Annotated in this window: 19 protein-coding genes and 1 pseudogene; 4 read left to right on the top strand and 16 right to left on the bottom strand. The window is 56.1% G+C overall.

Features of this window, described 5'->3' with window-relative positions; translation table 11 throughout:
* The 4 genes from Q1B15_RS07885 to Q1B15_RS07900 all read left to right on the top strand — a co-directional run.
* On the top strand, positions 1-343 hold a 343-nt coding region (locus Q1B15_RS07885), incomplete at its 5' end, for a creatininase family protein (RefSeq protein WP_299752629.1).
* A gap of 3 nt (positions 344-346) precedes the next feature.
* A complete protein-coding gene (locus Q1B15_RS07890) occupies positions 347-727 on the top strand; it encodes a cupin domain-containing protein (protein WP_299752632.1) in 381 nt (126 codons plus the stop codon).
* The gene (locus tag Q1B15_RS07895; protein WP_299752635.1) at positions 720-1,718 is read left to right on the top strand and encodes an NAD(P)-dependent oxidoreductase; all 999 of its coding nucleotides are present in this window, start codon (positions 720-722) and stop codon (positions 1,716-1,718) included. The genes Q1B15_RS07890 and Q1B15_RS07895 overlap by 8 nt, the downstream gene beginning before the upstream one ends.
* Before the next feature lie 15 nt (positions 1,719-1,733).
* Positions 1,734-2,936: an OsmC family protein gene (locus Q1B15_RS07900; protein ID WP_299752638.1), complete on the top strand. Its 1,203-nt coding sequence runs from the start codon at positions 1,734-1,736 to the stop codon at positions 2,934-2,936.
* Between the two features lie 5 nt (positions 2,937-2,941).
* Here Q1B15_RS07900 and Q1B15_RS07905 read toward each other — a convergent pair whose 3' ends face one another.
* From Q1B15_RS07905 to Q1B15_RS07980, 16 genes and pseudogenes are all read right to left on the bottom strand, one after another.
* The gene (locus tag Q1B15_RS07905) at positions 2,942-3,691 is read right to left on the bottom strand and encodes a sulfite exporter TauE/SafE family protein (protein ID WP_299752642.1); all 750 of its coding nucleotides are present in this window, start codon (positions 3,689-3,691) and stop codon (positions 2,942-2,944) included.
* A 33-nt stretch (positions 3,692-3,724) separates the two neighbouring features.
* Entirely contained in the window at positions 3,725-4,528 is an 804-nt protein-coding gene (locus Q1B15_RS07910) for a cupin domain-containing protein (RefSeq protein WP_299752644.1), read from the bottom strand.
* Positions 4,529-4,551: 23 nt separating this feature from the next.
* Entirely contained in the window at positions 4,552-6,132 is a 1,581-nt protein-coding gene (locus tag Q1B15_RS07915; RefSeq protein WP_299752647.1) for an NAD(P)/FAD-dependent oxidoreductase, read from the bottom strand.
* Positions 6,133-6,217: 85 nt separating this feature from the next.
* On the bottom strand, positions 6,218-7,582 hold the full coding sequence (locus Q1B15_RS07920; RefSeq protein ID WP_299752650.1) for an SLC13 family permease: 1,365 nt from the start codon (positions 7,580-7,582) through the stop codon (positions 6,218-6,220).
* A 63-nt stretch (positions 7,583-7,645) separates the two neighbouring features.
* The gene (locus tag Q1B15_RS07925) at positions 7,646-8,515 is read right to left on the bottom strand and encodes an NAD(P)-dependent oxidoreductase (RefSeq protein ID WP_299752653.1); all 870 of its coding nucleotides are present in this window, start codon (positions 8,513-8,515) and stop codon (positions 7,646-7,648) included.
* 18 nt (positions 8,516-8,533) lie between these two features.
* Positions 8,534-9,625, bottom strand: a complete 1,092-nt coding sequence (locus Q1B15_RS07930) for an amidohydrolase family protein (protein ID WP_299752656.1) — start codon at positions 9,623-9,625, stop codon at positions 8,534-8,536.
* Between the two features lie 91 nt (positions 9,626-9,716).
* Positions 9,717-10,754 carry an ABC transporter substrate-binding protein gene (locus tag Q1B15_RS07935; RefSeq protein ID WP_299752659.1) on the bottom strand — a complete coding sequence of 346 codons (1,038 nt, stop codon included), beginning with the start codon at positions 10,752-10,754 and terminating at the stop codon, positions 9,717-9,719.
* On the bottom strand, positions 10,751-11,644 hold the full coding sequence (locus Q1B15_RS07940) for an ABC transporter permease (protein ID WP_299752663.1): 894 nt from the start codon (positions 11,642-11,644) through the stop codon (positions 10,751-10,753). The genes Q1B15_RS07935 and Q1B15_RS07940 overlap by 4 nt, the downstream gene beginning before the upstream one ends.
* Positions 11,644-12,519 (bottom strand): ABC transporter permease, encoded by an 876-nt coding sequence (locus Q1B15_RS07945; protein ID WP_299752666.1) that lies wholly within the window; start codon positions 12,517-12,519, stop codon positions 11,644-11,646. Before Q1B15_RS07945 ends, Q1B15_RS07940 begins: the two co-directional genes overlap by 1 nt.
* The gene (locus Q1B15_RS07950; RefSeq protein ID WP_299752669.1) at positions 12,519-13,307 is read right to left on the bottom strand and encodes an ABC transporter ATP-binding protein; all 789 of its coding nucleotides are present in this window, start codon (positions 13,305-13,307) and stop codon (positions 12,519-12,521) included. The genes Q1B15_RS07945 and Q1B15_RS07950 overlap by 1 nt, the downstream gene beginning before the upstream one ends.
* Positions 13,308-13,379: 72 nt before the next feature.
* Positions 13,380-14,033, bottom strand: a complete 654-nt coding sequence (locus Q1B15_RS07955) for a GntR family transcriptional regulator (RefSeq protein WP_299752672.1) — start codon at positions 14,031-14,033, stop codon at positions 13,380-13,382.
* Between the two features lie 105 nt (positions 14,034-14,138).
* Positions 14,139-15,131 (bottom strand): Gfo/Idh/MocA family oxidoreductase, encoded by a 993-nt coding sequence (locus tag Q1B15_RS07960; protein ID WP_299752675.1) that lies wholly within the window; start codon positions 15,129-15,131, stop codon positions 14,139-14,141.
* The gene (locus Q1B15_RS07965; protein WP_299752678.1) at positions 15,128-16,009 is read right to left on the bottom strand and encodes an NAD(P)-dependent oxidoreductase; all 882 of its coding nucleotides are present in this window, start codon (positions 16,007-16,009) and stop codon (positions 15,128-15,130) included. The genes Q1B15_RS07960 and Q1B15_RS07965 overlap by 4 nt, the downstream gene beginning before the upstream one ends.
* Positions 16,010-16,080: 71 nt before the next feature.
* Complete coding sequence (locus Q1B15_RS07970; protein ID WP_299752681.1) at positions 16,081-17,037, bottom strand: LysR family transcriptional regulator; 957 nt, start codon at positions 17,035-17,037, stop codon at positions 16,081-16,083.
* A gap of 177 nt (positions 17,038-17,214) precedes the next feature.
* On the bottom strand, positions 17,215-17,718 hold the full coding sequence (locus Q1B15_RS07975; RefSeq protein WP_299752684.1) for a transposase: 504 nt from the start codon (positions 17,716-17,718) through the stop codon (positions 17,215-17,217).
* 146 nt (positions 17,719-17,864) lie between these two features.
* A pseudogene (locus Q1B15_RS07980) lies at positions 17,865-18,067 on the bottom strand (IS110 family transposase); the annotation flags it as partial.

Raw genomic sequence — 18,067 nt, forward strand, 5'->3', positions numbered from 1 at the left:
GGATTGTAACGGGTTGACTCATGCCGGCGAAATCGAGGCGCTGGCAGTGCTGCCGGATCATGGCCACCTTGTGCATCTTGATCGCGTACAGAAGTCATCTGAAAAGCGGCAAGGCGAACACATGGACAAACTGCGCCGCACCCGCAGCTTTGTGCCGATTCTGACCGATATTCGCTCGATCGCGCCGACCGGCTGGTATGGCGACCCTTCGCCCGCAACCGCCGACCGTGGCCGCAAGATGATTGCAGATATCGCCAGTGCCATTGCGACCGAGGCGACAGCCATCTTCGCGCAACTCGACAGGATTCAGGGCGCGTCCACAGAAACCGAGGCGACGGAATAGGTTATGGCAACCAAAGTCACGCTAAAGGACGCTGTCGAATTGAATCTTCCGGGACGGAGGTCGCGTGAAATCCTGTCCGGCGCGCAGAGTGCGGACTGCGCGCTGCGGTTTGTCGAGATCGCGGTGCCCCAAGCAGGGGATACCGCGCGCCCGCCGCACTGGCATCCCGACTGTTCTGAATGCATCCATGTATTGTCAGGGCAGGGGATCACATGGGTTGAGGGCGCGAGCTTTGCGATGGAGCCTGGCGACACCATCCATATTGCGGCGAACGAGCAGCATGTGACGCGCAACACTGGCACCGTTGTGTTGACCTTGCTGTGCTATTTCCCATGTCCCGAAATCACCGTTTTGACGGAGACAGCAGGTCCCAACAATGCCTGACGTGCTTTGCCTGCGGCCCGAGGCCAATTTCCATGCCGTTGGGGTCACGCCGCCCGAGGGCCTCGATATCATCTATCGCGACTCCATCGACGCGGATGTTCCCGACGTGATGCAGCAGGTCCGGGCGCTGGTAATCCCGGCGGTTGGCCCTGCACTTTCCTCTGACCTTTTTCGCAGCACAGCCCTGCGGCTTGTGCAGATCACTGGCGCGGGGCTTGACCGCGTCGACCAAGCTGTTCTGACGCAAGAAGGCATCGCACTGGCTAATGTGCCCGGCGGATCCAACGCGGCTGTGGCCGAGTATGTCACTGCAAATGCCATCGCAATCAGTCGGGGGTTTTTTGCCGCAACCGAGCCGCTGCGCGACGGCAACTATGCGGCCCACCGTGCCGCAATGGTTGCCGCAAATCTTAAGGGGCTGGGCGGATTGACCGTCGGCATTGTCGGCCTGGGCATCATCGGTCTGGCCGTCGCGGAGCGATGCCACGCGATGGGTGCGCAGATTTCGTATCACGATACTGGACCGACCCGCGACAGCACCGCACTTGACCGGATTGGGGCGCAGCCGCACAGTCTAGACGACCTTTTGATGACTGCCGATATAGTCAGCCTTCATGTACCGCTAATAGACAGCACACGAAATCTGATAGACGCCGCGCGACTGGCGCTCATGAAACCCGATGCCATCCTGATCAACGCCGCGCGGGGCAGCATCGTGGATGAGGCAGCACTTGCCGCCGCGCTAGAAGCGGGCCGGATTGGCGGAGCGGCGGTCGATGTTTACAGCACCGAACCACCCACCGCCGACAACCCGCTTTTGACGCTCAGCGCCACGGCCTCTGCCCGACTGATCCTCACACCGCATATCGCCGGCGTTAGCCAACAGGCCTTCCAACATCTGTTCGCGCAAGCCTGGGAAAATGTCGTAAGGGTTCTTATTGATGATGAACCGCCCCATCATGCAGTCACCACGCGACTCAAGCTCACCTGAAGGAAAGCTTTGATCATGACAGACACAACACTTGAAGAGATCGGACGCCCGGTGATTTATGCCGTCGATTACCTCGACACGGTAGGCCTAGAGGCCCCGCCGAACCGGCACGGTCAATCGATCCGAGCTTGGATCCGTTCGCTTGAAGGCATCCAAAAAGAAGGTGTTACCCTGTCGGGCCTGACCGGGCGGGCGTGGCGCTTTGCCTCTGATGAGGGCGCGCATCTGGGCGGCCGCAACGTGGCCCCCAACCCGCTTAGCTTTGTTGGTGTCGGCATGGCCGCATCGTTCATGACCGAACTGCTAGCACTGGCCTCACAGCGGAAGATTACACTGGAAAATCCAGTGTTGGTTGTCGAAAACTTCTACTACCGCGATGGCTCATTCCCCCGTGGCACAATGGTCTCAAGCGCGATGTCGCCAGAGGTTTCACTGGATTGTCAAAGCACCGCAAGTGCCGAGGAAACCCGGCAACTGATTATGGACGCCATCGCTGCAGCCCCTGTTAACGGTCTGGTGCGGGATGAAAAGATAAGCCTCTTCAGTCTCACGCATAACGGCGTACTAATTGACCCGGTGAAAGTCGCGGCCATACCCGGCGACGCCCTTGCTGATCCCGGCGATCTGATTGCAGAGCTAGGACCAACAGCAGATGCAAACCGCCATCAGCCACTGGCCGAGATCACACTGTCAGAAGAAGACATGGCCCGCCGTATCGCAGCTGAGCCGGAACCAGCTCCGGCTCTTGATGGCTCCAAGATTTTGCTGCACTTGCGCACAATCTGCCGGGTGCGACCCGATGGCACTTACGAGTGCCTGCGCGAGCAATACAAGGAATGTTCGTCTTCTTGGGTATTCATAGTCGACGACCGACCGGATGCTGGTTCAGCTATCGCCCCAGATGCCGGCAGCTATTTTGCGATTGGTCTCGCTTTCTGCTTCATGACCCAGATCGGACGCTATTCCCACATGGCTAAACTGCCAGTCAACGCCTACCGCGTGGTGCAGGACTTGTATTTTACCCAAGGTGGCGCATCGGGTGGTAGCGGGCAGGGCGGCACGAGCGACCCGGTCGAAACCCATGTCTACATGGATACCGGAATCGAGGACGACACCGCGCGCGAGGTTATGCGTATTGCCGAGGCTACCTGCTTTCTGCATGCGCTTTGCCGCGACCGTGCCAAGATGAAAATCCGACGCGACCCGATCGCAACCTAAGAGATTCAGCTGCTTAGTCCAACGCGGATCAGGTTCACCGAGATCAGGAACAGCGCAATCTCTACGACGATGAAAAATGTACGCTGCGGAATTAGCCGCGTCAGGCGGTAGCCAACCCAAGCTCCAAAGATCGCCATTGGGGACAGGATCGCGACGGTACGCAGATCGCCCCATTCAATCAGCCCTAATGCAAGGTAGGGCGGAACTTTCATCACGTTGATGATGGCAAACAAGATCGTTGAGGTGCCCGCGAACATCAGCTTTGGCAGTTGCTGTGGCAGGACGTAAAGCTGAAATGCAGGGCCGCCTGCATGTGAGACAAAGCTGGTAAAGCCAGACACGCTGCCCCAGATCAGCCCGCGCGGGACGTCCGCAGGTTGGGGATTGCGCTTGCCAATCATTCGGCTGCGCTGCCGCATCGCAAGAAACGTTAACCCAACACAGCCGATAATCACCCGCACTACGTTTTCGTCTGTGTCCCCCGCCAATAGCCAGCCTGCAAAAACGCCAGTCGCTGCCGCTGGTATCAGGATCACGAGGTTCCTGCGAGAAAAAGAGTGCCGGTAAATCCAGATGCCAAAGACATCGCTGACCAGATAGACCGGCAACAGCAATGCGGCCCCCTGCATTGGTGACATCACCAGCGACATTGTCGGCACGCTTAAAAGCGCGATCACCGGCAGCCCACCCTTGCTGCCGCCCACAAAGAACGCCGCCGCGAGGGCCGCAGTCCAAAACAGGGTAGGGTCTGTCATTATGCGCCACTAATCAACGGCGTCGGCACAGATTCAAAGCCCTGCGTCTTCGCCATGTACATGATAGGCAATCTCCCGAACTGGAACAGCACCGCGTACATCTTTCCCGGTCGGCAGCCAAGCACAGGCATTGGCGTCTTCGACCCAGATCGTCTTGCACTTCCCGGGAACGAACAGCTCGACGAAAACAAACGCGTCTTCTGCCGCCGGATCGGTAACGAAGTAATGCCACTCATTGGGGAAATTATAAAGGATATCGCCGGCCTCTAAGGGCTGCTCGTCACCGTTTAGGACCGCTGTTCCCGACCCCGATATGACATATTGAAAGTGCTCCGCGCCCTCGTGATAATGTTCCGGCGCTGCGGCCCCTGCGGGGTAGGTGATCACTTCGGCCTTCACGGCAGTTGTGCCTGACAATGCAGGTGTTGTCATATAAATCCGTGTGCGGGCATCGTGTTCTGATTGCAGCACCGGTTCGCGTTTCCAGTCAACTAGGCAGATGCCGTTGGCTGGCCCGATACCTGCATCAAACCGACTGGCCCGTGGCACCTTAACCCACAGCAGTTCAAGCGTTTCTGTGGCCACCAGAGTAAGCTGGCAGTCCGGCCCAGCCACAACAACAGTTGATCCGTCGATACTGTCATCGCCAAATGATGCGCGACCGGAAAGGACCAGAAACCAGATTATATCATCGGCGCCAACGTGTTCGGACAGACGCTCTCCCGGCGCAACGATCAAACGATACACCTCACAACTGTCGGTTTTGAGGATCGCTTCTTCAGGCCGCAAATCGCGCCCGTGCGCCGTTCTATCTTTTGCTTTGCAAACAATTGGCATGACAATTTTCCTAAGCTTGGCGGCTAAAGCTCCATGAAATCCGAAACGGTCTCACCCAGATCGCCAAGCACGACCATCGCCGCATTGCGTCCCGGTATCCCAGTGATCGATCCGCCCGGATGCGTTGTGCCGCCCGTCTGATAAAGTCCAGGTATCGGCATCTTATGCGCGGCCCAGCCTGGCACTGGTCGCTGCGGCCCTGAGAAAGTGTAGGACCGGTCGCCGCCATGTGGTGCACCGTGGATCATGTGCTGGTTTGCGACCTCAATATCAACCGGCGATTTGGTCAGGCGCGACAGGATGACGTCGTCGGTGAAGCCAGGGCAAAAACGCTGCACGATCTCAACGAGCCTGTCGGCAAATTGTTCTTTCAGACCTTCCCATCCGGCCGGGCCTGTTCCGGGTAAATCATAGATTGTGTGGGTCAATAGCTTGACCGTATGGTGCCCTTCCGGCGCGCGCCCAGCGTCAGCAAGCGACGGAGTCGCTGCTAACATCCATTGAATATTCTTGCTCATTACACCGTCGTAAATGTCCCGGCCTGACTGGACCAAATCCTCTAGCCAACCTGCATAGCCGGCCGAAACCGCCGTGACGTCGCCGCGAGCCGTTTTGAAAACCGGTGGGGCCATCGTCGCTATGTAGGAGGCGAAGAACGGCACGCCAACATTGTAAGTTTCTGCGCCAAAGACAAAGCTTTCGCCCCAAGCGCTTTTCGGGGCCATCTGTGCAAGATGTTTGACATGAATGGTCGATACCACGGCCTTGCGCGCCCGAAACTCGCGCCCGTCATCCGCCCGCACGCCCACGCAACGCTCTCCATCAAGGATCAGTTCGTTCACTTGGGTATCGCAATGAAACTCTGCGCCGTGATCACGTAGATAACCCACCAGCGCGTCGATCAATCGGCCAGAGCCGCCCCTGGGGATCGACCAGCTTCGCGCCTGACGTGGCGCAATAATCTGATAGGCCAAAAGCCCGGTGCCAGCCTGATCAATCGGGACAGCGGTTTGAAATGCCATCCAGCCCATAAAGGCGCGGATGTGGCGGTTCTTGAATTCGTGGCAGATCACATCGTTCGCGCTCATCGCCATGCGCCGGGACCAGATGCCGCCACGCGGGTGCGCGGCCAGTATTTCTGCCAGTGATTTGCCATGCCCGATTGGCTTGGATCGGGCCTCGGCCAGCATTGGGCGAAGTTCTGCGAACTCGGTCAGAAGCGTCCTATAACTTTCGGCATCCTGCTCAGAAAACCGCGCATATTCGCGAATCGTCTTTTCGGGATCAAGAAACATTGTGATCTGCTCGCCGTCAGGCAGCGCCACATGGGCCACGGGATCAGGATCAATGTAGGACAGCCCATGTTTTGCAACCAGCCCAAGCTCATCTAGGCGGATCAGTGGATTCTGCTGGATGAGAGTGTGTCCGGTTGAACAGGTGTCGATAGCGTAACCCGGCCCAAGGATTTCCTCGGTCGTCGCTCCGCCACCCGGCACGGCACGCGCATCTAGAATTGCGCAGGAATATCCAGCGGAGGCCAAATAGCAGGCGGTAACGAGGCTGTTGTGGCCAGCGCCAGCAACGATGATATCTGCGGTTATCACATTTTGGTCCCCTACGTATCACGCTCGCGCAATCGTTTGCATGGATATGACCAAATATCTGCATCGCTGTCAAAGATAAGTGGCCCTAGATCACGCCCAACCAAACCCACCAGACCCATGTCAGCGGTATCCCCAGCACGCTGGTCACCAAGGCCGAGATCAGGCACAGCCGTGTCAACGCACCGACAGGAATGCGCGCCATGGCAATCCCGATCAAAAGTGGAGGCGATTGATACGGCAGTGCTGTGGTCGAAAAGCCGACATTATGCGCCATTGCCACGGCCTTGATCGACCAGCCCGTCGCTTCGCTCATTGAAGACGCCAAAGGTGCCAGCACGATCGGGGTCGCTGGTGCAATCGTCAGATGCGACAAGGCCGAAGAAAACCCTATGATCACTGAAACATCCCAAAGGCTGTTGCCCTGCCCAAGGCGCAAAGCTGGCACGACAAGCTCGGCGATCTGCGCGCCTAGCCCAATCTCGGTCATAACGGCGCTGATGCAAAATACCGAGGCGATCAGGAAGGCGATAGAAAAGTCGATTTCGGTTTTCATTGCTTGCGGCCCGAAGATCCCAACGCCGGGCAAAAATAGGGCCATCGCTGCCGTCAAAGCAACCCAGGCAGGGGCAATGCCGTGCCACGTATCACTCGCCCATAAACCGATGGCGAAAATGAGTACATACAAAAGCCGTTGTTGCTCAGTTGTCAGATCGGGGCTGTCACCAGTGTCGGTCAGCGGCTCACTTGTCGACTTGGTCCCGCGTCCAAAGGTCAGCAACATTATCAATAGCACCCCAAACCGCACCACATTGATCGGGGCGTTTTGGATGAAATACGCCCCATAGCTGATGTGCTGATCATAGAGGATTTCAATCGCCCCCATTTCCACAATTGTGGGCAGGTTGGCTGTCAGGAATGTATATGTCGGCACAAGCGTCATCATCGCGGCGCTCATCAATAGACCGGTGTGGCCGCGCGACCCTGGTATCATGCCCATGGTCCGGGCCAGTGAAAGTGTAATGGGCATGATGACGATGACCCTTGGAATGGCGGAAGGCACAAAGGCACCCAAAGCCAAGCCACCCAGAGACAAGAACCAGACAGCCCTGCCGTATGACCCCCCGGTATGTACATAAATCCGGCGCGCGATCTGATCGCCAAGGCCCGAAGATGTGATGGCAGCTCCAATCACCAACCCTCCGACTAATAGCCAGAAACCGCTCGCCGCAAATCCGGAGAAAACGACCTCTTGTGGCACCACGTCAATGGCGAGAAATGCCAGAAAAATTAGGATTGCGGTTGTCGCTTCGGGAAGGCTGCGCGTGGCAAAGGATGTGATCCCAGCGGCGGAGATCGCCAAGACCTGCAAGGATAGGTCTGACGTTGAAATGGTTGTGACCAATGCGGCCACAGCGATGAGGGATGCAAAGCCCTGCGATGCAGACATCATTGGAAGGTTGCCGATCAAAACAAGTTCACCAACACTTGCCGCAAGCCCAGATCAGAGCAGGCGTCAAACCTTACCGTCGATATCGCGGTAAACTTCGAATATAGCGGCGGTGTCGTAGTCTTGCGGCACAAGCGTCCAGCTTTTGTCATAAAGGTCTGATACTGCATCAAACATCGGGGTGGTGATGCCTTGGGCGCGAATATCAGCACCAATGATCGACAGGTCTTTTTCGAACATCGCCATATGTGCCGTCGCCGGTGTATAGTTGCCTGAGATCATCAAAGGCATCCGCAAATCGAGCATCTTGGACTGCCCCGCGCCCTTGGATAGCATTTGGTAGACCACATCGCGATCCACGCCGAGCGAATCTGCGTAGTGCAGCGTTTCGGCTGCCGCACAATTGTGCAGGGCGACCGCATGGTTGGCGACGTATTTGAGTTTTGAGCCTGCACCAAATTCGCCGGCGTGCATGATCGTATGGCAAAGGTGTTCCATGTAGGGCGTTGCATGGGCAATGGCGTCGCTCGGGCCAGAGGCCATGATGACCAGATCTGCCGTTGCTGCTTGTTTACCCGTTCCACTGACTGGAGTATCGAGCAGAATAGCGCCACCCAACTCCACCGCCGCTTTCGCCGCAAGCTTGTCAGCCATGGCGAAAGTTCCTGTTTCCATCACAACCTGACCGGGGTTCAGAACCTCCCCAAGTTCTTTGGTTACCGCCGCCAAGACTGAAGTCGAGGCGACGGAAATAATCACAAGGTCGCATTCTGTTAACCATGGCCCGACGGTCTCATGGGTTTTGCCACCTGCGATTTCAAGCTGTTCGCGGCCTATGATATCGGGGTCAGCCCCTGCAACCGAAATGCCAGCTTTCAACAAATTGGCTGCATAGGCGCTGCCCATGATGCCCAAACCGATAATGCCAACTTTCATGTTGCGACCTTTCTATTTTCAGCCGAGACCAAACAGTTTCTGAGCGGTAAGGCCTGCCACTTTGGCTTTGTCTTCGTCAGACAAATTGGAGCTTACGATATGTTCAACGGGGTCATAATCGGCCATGTCGAAGGGATAATCGCTGCCCATGATGACCTTATCCGCACCATACTGCTGCACCAGATATTCAAGCTGGTGACCGGTGAAGACCACGCCATCAATCCAGATTTTCTTGAGGTAGTTTGTCGGCGGTTCTGGCAGGTTCACTTCGCAATCTTTGCGCGCACCCCATGCGTGGTCGATCCGGCCCGAATAGGATGGCAGATAGCCGCCGCCGTGGACCGCAAAAATCTTAAGGTCAGGCATATCCCGTAGCAGACCGTTGAAAATGATGTAGTGCAGTGCCGTAGTCGTCTCGAGCGGGTTGCCGATAACATTTTGGAAATAGTACTCGCTGAAACGTGCCCCTTCGGTAAAACCATTCGGGTGGATCATAACAACCGCGCCTAGCTCTTCGGCCTTCTTCCAGAAGGGGCGAAACCGGTCGGCGCTGATTTCTTCGCTATCCATATTCGTGAGCAGCATTACACCCTTAAGGCCCAGACTCATCGCACGCTCAAGCTCGGTCGCGGCCTCATCTGGGTCTTGCAGCGGCACGGTTCCCAGCCCAGCAAAGCGGTCGGGGTTGTGGCCGACCCATTCGGCTATTCCATCATTAACCATCCGGCTGGCGACTGCGGCATGTTCAATCGGGGATTGATAATAGCACTGCGGTGGCGGTGGCGCGACGATCTGCATGTTGATGCCTTGCGCGTCAAGAACCCGCATCCGGTCTTCGATGTCTTGCATCGCGACGGGGCCACGGTCAGCTTCCTGCTGGGCGTTGACGATGTTGGTGTATTCGTTGGCATATTTGATCATCGCGATCCGGCTGAGATCAACATAGGGCACCATATACTTGGCAGCTTCTGGGATCAAAACATGCGCGTGGCTGTCCACGGTCAAAGTCGAAAGCCGACCGGGCTTTGCGGGTGTGGGGCGCGCAGACGTCGGTCCGTAGCGGTTGACGGCATCACCTATTTTGTGGGTGTCGATGGTGGAATGGGTCATAGATGAGAGTCCTGCTGAAATTGGTTAGGGGGGAGTTGCCCGTTGCCGAATTGATCCGGCAACGGCTTTTCATATTGCCTGAAAGGCTGCCTTACTGGTTTTCTGCAAGCCACGCTGCGGCGTCAGCCTCAACAACCGCTTTGTCGAAATCGTTCGCAGCCTCGATGTAGGTGTCGTTCAGGAACGTCGACACGTCGACCATCTTCTCGATCGCACCGGATGACAGCATACGTGGCTGCACGTTGGTCCAGACATCAGATTGCATATCGCCCATACGCTCAGTGGTTGAGATGTTCATGGGCAGGACGCCCTGGAACAGGCCCATACCGGCGGCCTCAACTTCCCACTCTTCAGGCACAGCCTGACGCAGCATCGCCTCAACCGCATCTGGGTTTGTGGCGCCCACGTGCATGCCTTTGGACCAAGCGCGGAAGAAACCTTCCATTGCTTCGCGCTTCTCCTCGATCATATCGGCGTTCATCGCGAGGGTGTTCGCGGGGCTGGCCAGCAGTTCTTCTGGTGTTACCTGATCAAGTTCGATCCCGTTGGCCACAAGGGCGGCCCAGTCAAACACTGAACCGGAAATCGCTGATACATTTCCGTCGCGGATTGCCGCGGCGAGGGTTGGGCCACTTTCGCCCAACACAACCGTCTGGACATCATCGATTGTGTTCCCAGCGATATCGAGGGCTGCCTGCAGGAATGCACGGTCACGGTCGGAAACCAGACCGACAGTGGTGCCCACGAGACTTTCCATAGACGTGTATTCGCCACCTGCCAGCACCGCGATGCCTTCGGGTGCGTTCTGCATCACTTCATACACGGTGTTGATATTTGCACCTGCATTCAGCGCATTGATCGTTTCATTCGGGTCAAGCATCGCAAGATCGGCCTGACCGTTTTGAATGAATGCCACGTAAGGGATCGACGTGTCAGATGGCAAAAGATTAACGGTGATCCCTTCATCTGCAAAATAGCCAAGCGCCTCGCCCACAACGAGCGGAAAGAACACTGCGGAACGTGGCGTCGGTTTGATCACGCTGATTGTAGTGTCCTGCGCGAAACTTACGCTTGGCGCAGCGACCACGGCCATAGTAGTGGACAGCATTATTGCTTTGAACATCTTCATTTTATTTTCCTCCCAGAAAAACGAGTTTGTCGCGTCTTATCTCCGAGCTGGTTTTCCCATGCTCGGGCACGCGCGCGTGACGCAGCCGCGCGACGGCTCTCTCGACGCCAGAACACGATCCGGTCGTCTAGAAACTCCATAGTGTAAAAAAGGATGAGGCCGATGGCTGTCATGCTCAGCAATGTGGCGAGCGACGCTGCCATATTCAGCTGGAATGAGAATCGGCTCATCAGGACCCCGACACCATCAGTTGCTTGTGCGAACTCGGCGACAACGGCCCCGATCAGGGCTGTGGTCATACCGATCTTAAGTCCGGCAAACATCAAAGGCAGCGCTGCTGGGACGCGGAATTTACGAAAAACCTGATAGTTGCTGGCGCCCAAAGACTGGAACAATTCCTCACGGTCTTCGTCAACCTGAACAAGCCCTGTGAGCGTGTTCACGAAGATCGGGAAGAACGAGATGATTGCAGCCAGCGCGATCTTAGATCCCATTCCATACCCGAACCACGCAATGATAACGGGGGTCAACGCGATGCCCGGTGTCACGTTCAACACGATCGCATAGGGGATCACATACCGCTTGAAGGTTTCCGAGAGCGACGAACAAACCGCCAAGCTGACTGCGATGCCGGCACCGATCAGAAAGCCAACCACTGCTTCGGTTAGCGTGATGAAGAAGTGGCGATAAATCGTGCCTTCGGTGATGTAGAGCTTCACAATCGCACTGCCGATCGCGCTAGGGCGTGGGATGATAATGGATGTGATCAGGCCGGACACCACGGCCATTTCCCAAAGCCCGATGATCACAGCGAACAAGATCAGGTGCGGCAAAACCCCGAATAGAAAATCGAATATCCGGAATGAAGTTGGGCGTTTTTGATCGGACATTATCTGCTTGCCCCAACTTGGGCCATTGCACTGCGACGTTTGACGCTGACGCGTTCCCGACCACTTTCGTATTTCCAGAAGGCCACGTAGTGATCGATCTTTTCCATGCCCTTGAAAATCAGAAAGCCCAAGATCGTCAGCGTGAAGATGCACGCGAAGGCGGATGCCATATTCAAGTTGCGCGTGTAGACGAGGATCAGCGATCCGATGCCTTCGTCGCGTTGGATAAATTCAGCCACAAGGGCGCCTGACAGGGCCGCCGTTAGGGCCAAACGTTCGCCCGCCATAATGATCGGGATTGCATCAGGCAGCACCAACTTGCGCAACACCTGCATCTTGGATGCCCGCAGAGACCGGAACAGTTCAAGGCGCTCTTCGTCCACATTTATGACGCCAGACAGCGTATTGATAAAAGGCGCAAAAAAGCAAACCAACACGATTATCGCGATCTTTGAGCTGGCCCCAAATCCAAGCGCTGCGATCAGCAAGGGCGCGACGGCGATCCGTGGTGTTGCCTCAAGAACAATGACGTAGGGCTTTAGAAAACGTCGCAGAACCGGGTTAAAGCCAACCAAAGCCCCAAGGCCAATTCCCAGGACTGATCCACCGATCCAGCCCATAAGAACAAGGCTCATCGTGGCATAAAGATGATACCAGACATTGCCGTTCTGGACATATATCAGCCAGAATGACCACATGATATTGGACGGGCGCGGATAAAACAGCGGGTCTAGCCAGCCGATCCGTGATCCGAATTCCCACAGCAAAACTAGCGTGATGAATAAACCAGCGTGACGCATTATTCGCTTGCGGCCGAGTGTGCGAGCGCTGTCCGCAAAGGGCTGGGGGCCCGGAATTATATCTTGGACGGCCATTACATCTCACCCAGTGTTTCGCGAACATCTACGACCAGTTTGTTGAATTCGACCGAAGTCTGAATGGACAAGGGGCGTGGGCGTTCAAGATCGACATTGACGATCTTGGCCATGCGACCCGGACGCGATGTCATGACGACAACCTGATCCGCCAAGAAAATCGCTTCTGCGATGTTGTGAGTCACAAAAATCGCTGTGGCCCCGACCTCTTCAACAATGCGCATCAATTCCATATTCAGGTGTTCGCGTGTGAATTCATCAAGCGCGCCAAACGGTTCATCGAGAAGAAGAATGTCAGCGCCCGTCTGCAAAAGCCGTGCAAGGGCGACGCGTTGCTGCATCCCGCCAGAGAGTTGAGCGGGGAAAGAAAACGCAAAGTCCTCAAGCCCAACCAACTTGAGAAGATCGAACGCGCGGTTCTTGTCGGCCTTAGTTGGGGTACCCGTGATTTCGGTCGGCAAAAGCACGTTCTCAAGCGCGGTGCGCCATTCAAGTAGTGTCGCCTTTTGGAACATCATGCTGATATCGGCGCGCGGCCCAGTCACCGCAGTTCCATGGACCGCGATCTCCCCCGACGTCGGTGCGATAAGGCCTGAGATCAACCGCAACAGGGTGGACTTACCACATCCTGACGGGCCAACGAGTGATACAAACGATCCGCGTTTGATCTCGAAATTGGCGTCTTGCAGGGCAATCACGGATCCATCGGCAAATGTCTTTTCAACACCCCGTCCGCTGACGACGACTTCTTGATCGGCGGCGTGTGTTTGTATCTGATCAGCCTTCATTTTGTGCTTTCTTGTGCATAGACGCGGTCACTATTTTCTCAGCGCGTGAAATATCAGGCAGCGACATATCGGTTACTCGATCACGGGTCGGTTTTTCAGCCCGCGCATGACTTGCACGTGCGATTTTCGGATATGTTTGGCGCAAAGGCGGGCGGCAGCGCGTCCATCGCGGGACTGCAGCGCGTCGATGATTTTATTGTGGTCATCCAGCGCGGACTGCATCGCATTCGCCTCTTGATGGCGCGACGACAGGGACACGATGCACAGGCGTTCGTAATTATCCATCAGACTGCGCATCGTATCAGCGTGCCGACGGTTCCCGGACAATTCGTTGATTTTGGCGTGGAAGTTGCGGTTGTAGCGGGCAAATTCCGGCAACGATGACAGGTCCGCCGTGCGAAAATCGTCCAGCGCAGCGAGGTTTTCGATGCTGGCATCGGCTGCAATACGGCGCGCCATTGCGGTTTCCAGAATTTCACGTAGATCAAGGATGTCATGGGCGTCACTGATTGAAATTGGCGCAATGCGGTGGCCCTGACGGGGGGCGATTTCAATCAAGCCTTCAAACTCAAGCCGTTGCAGCGCATCGCGGATCGGCGATTTTGAGACACCATATTTTTCGGCAAGGGCGACTTCGCGCAGCTCCTCACCAGGCTGCAAATCACAGGACATGATATCCTCGCGCAGCTCTTCAAAAATACGATGTCGCATCAAATCAGATGACATCCGATCCCCCCTGATATCTCACAAAGGGTAAGGTGGGCGGACAGGTTTGGTCAATTCATCGCTCGTAATAGTGACTATCTGGAATCTTGATACGCCCGCCCACGCTCAGAGCTGGACAGATTGGCCTGTCTCAGCGGATTGCACAATCGCGTCTAACACCTCTATATTATGGAGCAATTCGAAGTCGGAATAGGGGTAGGGCGCTTCACCACGGATCGCCGCGCCAAATGCTTCAAGATTGGCGGTTACGCTGTCGCTCCAATCAAAGACCTCTGTATCGGCGTCGTCGATGCTGCGATAGCGTTCCATTGTCGATTTACCGCCGGGCGTATCGGGATGGGTCGCATTGCGAATTTCTACCCACATATCGCTGCCAAATACATGCGTCCGGATAAAGTGCGGCGTGTGCAGGATTGCCTGCAAAGTGGCAGTCATGCCCGCTTTGAATTGCATTTGAACGGTAATAACGTCGCCGGTCTCCCAGCCCAAGCTGCGATCAGCGGTGATCGCATGCAAGGATGCTACCGGCCCATAAAACGCGATCAGCAGATCGGTCAGGTGAATGCCCATCTGGGTCATTCCAGCGGCAGGGGCGAAGGCCTTAGTAGTGCGCCAACTGTCAGAGGTTAAGGTGATTAATTTGTCATGACTAAAAGCCATTTCAGTGTGCATGATCGTTCCCAGCGCGCCCGCGTCCAGCAGGTCGCGCAGTGCTAGGATGGCGGGTTCAAACCGTCGTTCATGACCCACGCCCAACACCAAACCCGCGCTGCGGCAGGCCTGAATGCTATCACGCGCTCCTGCGGATGACAGCGACAGTGGTTTTTCGCAGAACACGTGCTTTCCCGCGGCTACGGCCTGTGCGATCTGGCTGACGTGCAGGTCATTGGGCGATGTAAGAATGACCGCCTGCACGTTTGGATCGGCGAGGGCCACGTCGTAGTTTTGCGCGACCGTCAGTCCAAGGCCTTCAATGTCCGCGTGCAATGCAATCACTGGTTCAACCACGCAACGCAGATCAAATTGCGGGTGATCTTTAAGCCGTCGTGCAATGTGTTGACCCCACCAACCATATCCAACTAGCGCCGTGCCAATCATGTCGTTGCCTTTCCCTGGCCAAATACGCCAACCAGCGAATTGTCATAGTCCGACCATCCGCTCGCTGCCGCGATTTTTGCTTTTGCCAGCGTCGCCGCGATAACGCCTGAAGGGCCACCACTGCTTACGGCCAAATCCTCCATCAGTTTCATATCCTTGATTGCGTTCTTCAGGCTGAGGCTGACAACTCCGGGGTCTTGATCCACCAACATGCTCAAGATCGGCGGAACGCGCTTCTTGGCGGCACCAATGGCACCCGAACTATCGGCCAACACATCTAGCGCAAGGGCAGGATCAATGCCCTTCGCCATAGCCAGACCGACGGCTTCACCCAAGGCACTCCAATAGACCATCAGCGGCAGGTTCACCGCCAGCTTCATCGCCGCACCCGATCCTGTGGGGCCCAGATGTTCAAGCCTGCGGGTCAGTTTCGCCAACAAGGGCTGCGCGCTGTCGAAGGCGGCCTGCTTTCCGCCAGCCAATCCCATCAGTTGACCTGAGCGTGCAGGAACAACATTGCCGCTGACAGGACATTCCAGAAACAGTCCACCGCGCGCCTCAACAGATTTTTCCAGCGCGATGACGGTTGCAGGGGACGTTGTGCAGAACTCAATGATTGTCTTGCCGGTTAGGTCGGCTTCTAAGATGCCGCCCGGTCCATGGTAGGCGGCATCAAGTGCGCCGTCATTCGCCAGAACGGATAGTATAATGTCCGCCGCTTCGACCACCGCGCGAGGGGTCTCCATTACGGTGCTGCCAGCGATACCTTGCGCTTTGCCAGCGGATCGGTTCCACAAAGCCAGTGTTTCGCCAACCTCGCTTAGATGCTCAGCCATGGGCCGCCCCATGTTGCCGATCCCAACAATTCCAGTGACCATGCCATTTCCCCCGCATTGGATGGGATCATGATTTCACAAAAAATGTGGCCGTAGGATCATATTTTCAGATGCTAACGTTCGGGATTCTCAATATCGAATTTGTCGGACCAATCGGCAAGAATGTCTGTGATGTGATGGGTCAGGCAATTCGCGAGAAGACGGGCGGCGCGGGGCGGGGCCGCTTGGGCCTTTTCTACTAGAACGTAATCGAGGCTGATGGGCGGGTCTTCGATCGGGTTTAGGCGTCGGATTGACCCATCCTTGTCAGAGTAACAAATAGCCGAAGGTAGAATCGCGACCCAGTCGGTCGCAGCGACCATTTCCAATGTAGCGAGCATGCCGTCCATCTCAAGCGTTTCGCCAAGCTTGATGCCGTGGTTGTTAAACAGCATATCAAAATGATTCCGTCGTACATTCAGACGGGAGGGGACAATCAAACGAGCGCCAGACAACGCGGACAGTGGAACGGCCTTTAGATGCGCAGTTTTACTGGGTCGCGCTGCGCTTGAAATCAGCATTTCACGGTCTCGTCCAACGAATTTTCCGGTCAGCCCCGCGGGAAGCTCAGTCGACGGCACTACTGCAAAATCAAGCTCGCCGTCCAACACGCGCCGCATCAGTGAATAGCTGTACTCTTCCAAAAGCGACAGTTCGACATTGGGGAATTCATCTTTGAATTGCGCCAGCGCGGGGATCAAGACCGACCGCGTCAACGACGGGATCATCCCGAAACGGACCACCCCGCCGACACTGCCCTGCATTTCGCGCACGGCCTGTTCGGTTGCCATCAAAGATCGCAAAATCCCCTGTGCCTCGCGGTAAATGACTTCGCCCTCTGGTGTGAGCATGAATTTCTTGCGCTCACGGATCAAAAGCGGTGTGCCGAGGGTCAGCTCTAATCCTTTTACTTGCGTCGACATGCCCGACTGCGTCGTGTTTTCACGCTCTGCCGCACGGCTGAACGACTGTTCTTCGTAAACCGCGACAAAAGCCTGAAGCGCACGTACTTTGATTCCTGGATACGCCATGGTCTCTCATTCATTAAATCGAATACAAGATCCGTTTAACCATCATAAAATCCGATTTGTCCAGTCTGCAATTTAGGGGCCAAACCAGACCAAAAACTGGCACACCGAATATCCGCCCTTCGTCCTTGCCATCATCCGATCGAGCCACGAACCTTCGGGGATCGATCTGCGCCCGTGTCAGGCCAGTCGCGACATCGCGCCGATAATCAAGAGCCGCCGGATGTTGGCTTGCCCTGCCTTTGTAACACGCCCAAACCGCTGCTTGCCGCCTGACGAATGCTGGCGCGGAACCAAGCCCAGCCAGGCTGCGACTTCCCGACCTCGCTTGAAAGCCTCCATGTTGGGAGCAAAAGCTTCGATCGCCAGCGCAGTGAGCGGGCCTAATCCCGGCATCGTCTGCCGCCGGCGCGCCGTGCCCGTTCCGGCTGCTACACCCTTGAGCTTCTCTAACTTTGGCTCAATCCGAGCCGCTTTCTCAGCGGTCTGTTCGAGAAGATCGTAAAATACTTCGCGCATCAAGTCGGGCAGATTATTGTTCGGCTCATCAATGATCGCCTCGATGCGCTTGATCTGGCCTATCCCCTTTGGCACGATGTGGCCATATTCGTAGAGGTCTGAACACAGCGCGTTCACCAATGCTGTTCGCTGACGAACGAGCCTTTCACGACCGCGAAACAGCATTGCCCGCGCCTGCTGCTCTTTCGACTTGGGCTCCAAAACCGCGTTTCCGGACGCTGTGCCGTGATAAAAATCGCTTCAGCGTCAGCAGAATTGTTCTTCTGGCGCTATACGAATGGCTTCACACATTGCAGTGCGATCAGCTTCGCCTAATGGCCCAGGCGAACCATCTCGCGCGACCAAGAATATGCGCTGCCGCATGCCTCCATGGCGACGACTGTGGGAGTATGGTCCGCCATGAACCTCAAAAACCGCATGTGTGTCAGCTTCTTCCGGAACTTCACTTGCCGCGTCATCGATGCACCGCGAACCTGAAATACGCTTTTTGCCAGATCAACGCCTATCATTGTAC

The organism is uncultured Boseongicola sp., assembly GCF_937988555.1.
Lineage (GTDB): Bacteria > Pseudomonadota > Alphaproteobacteria > Rhodobacterales > Rhodobacteraceae > Boseongicola.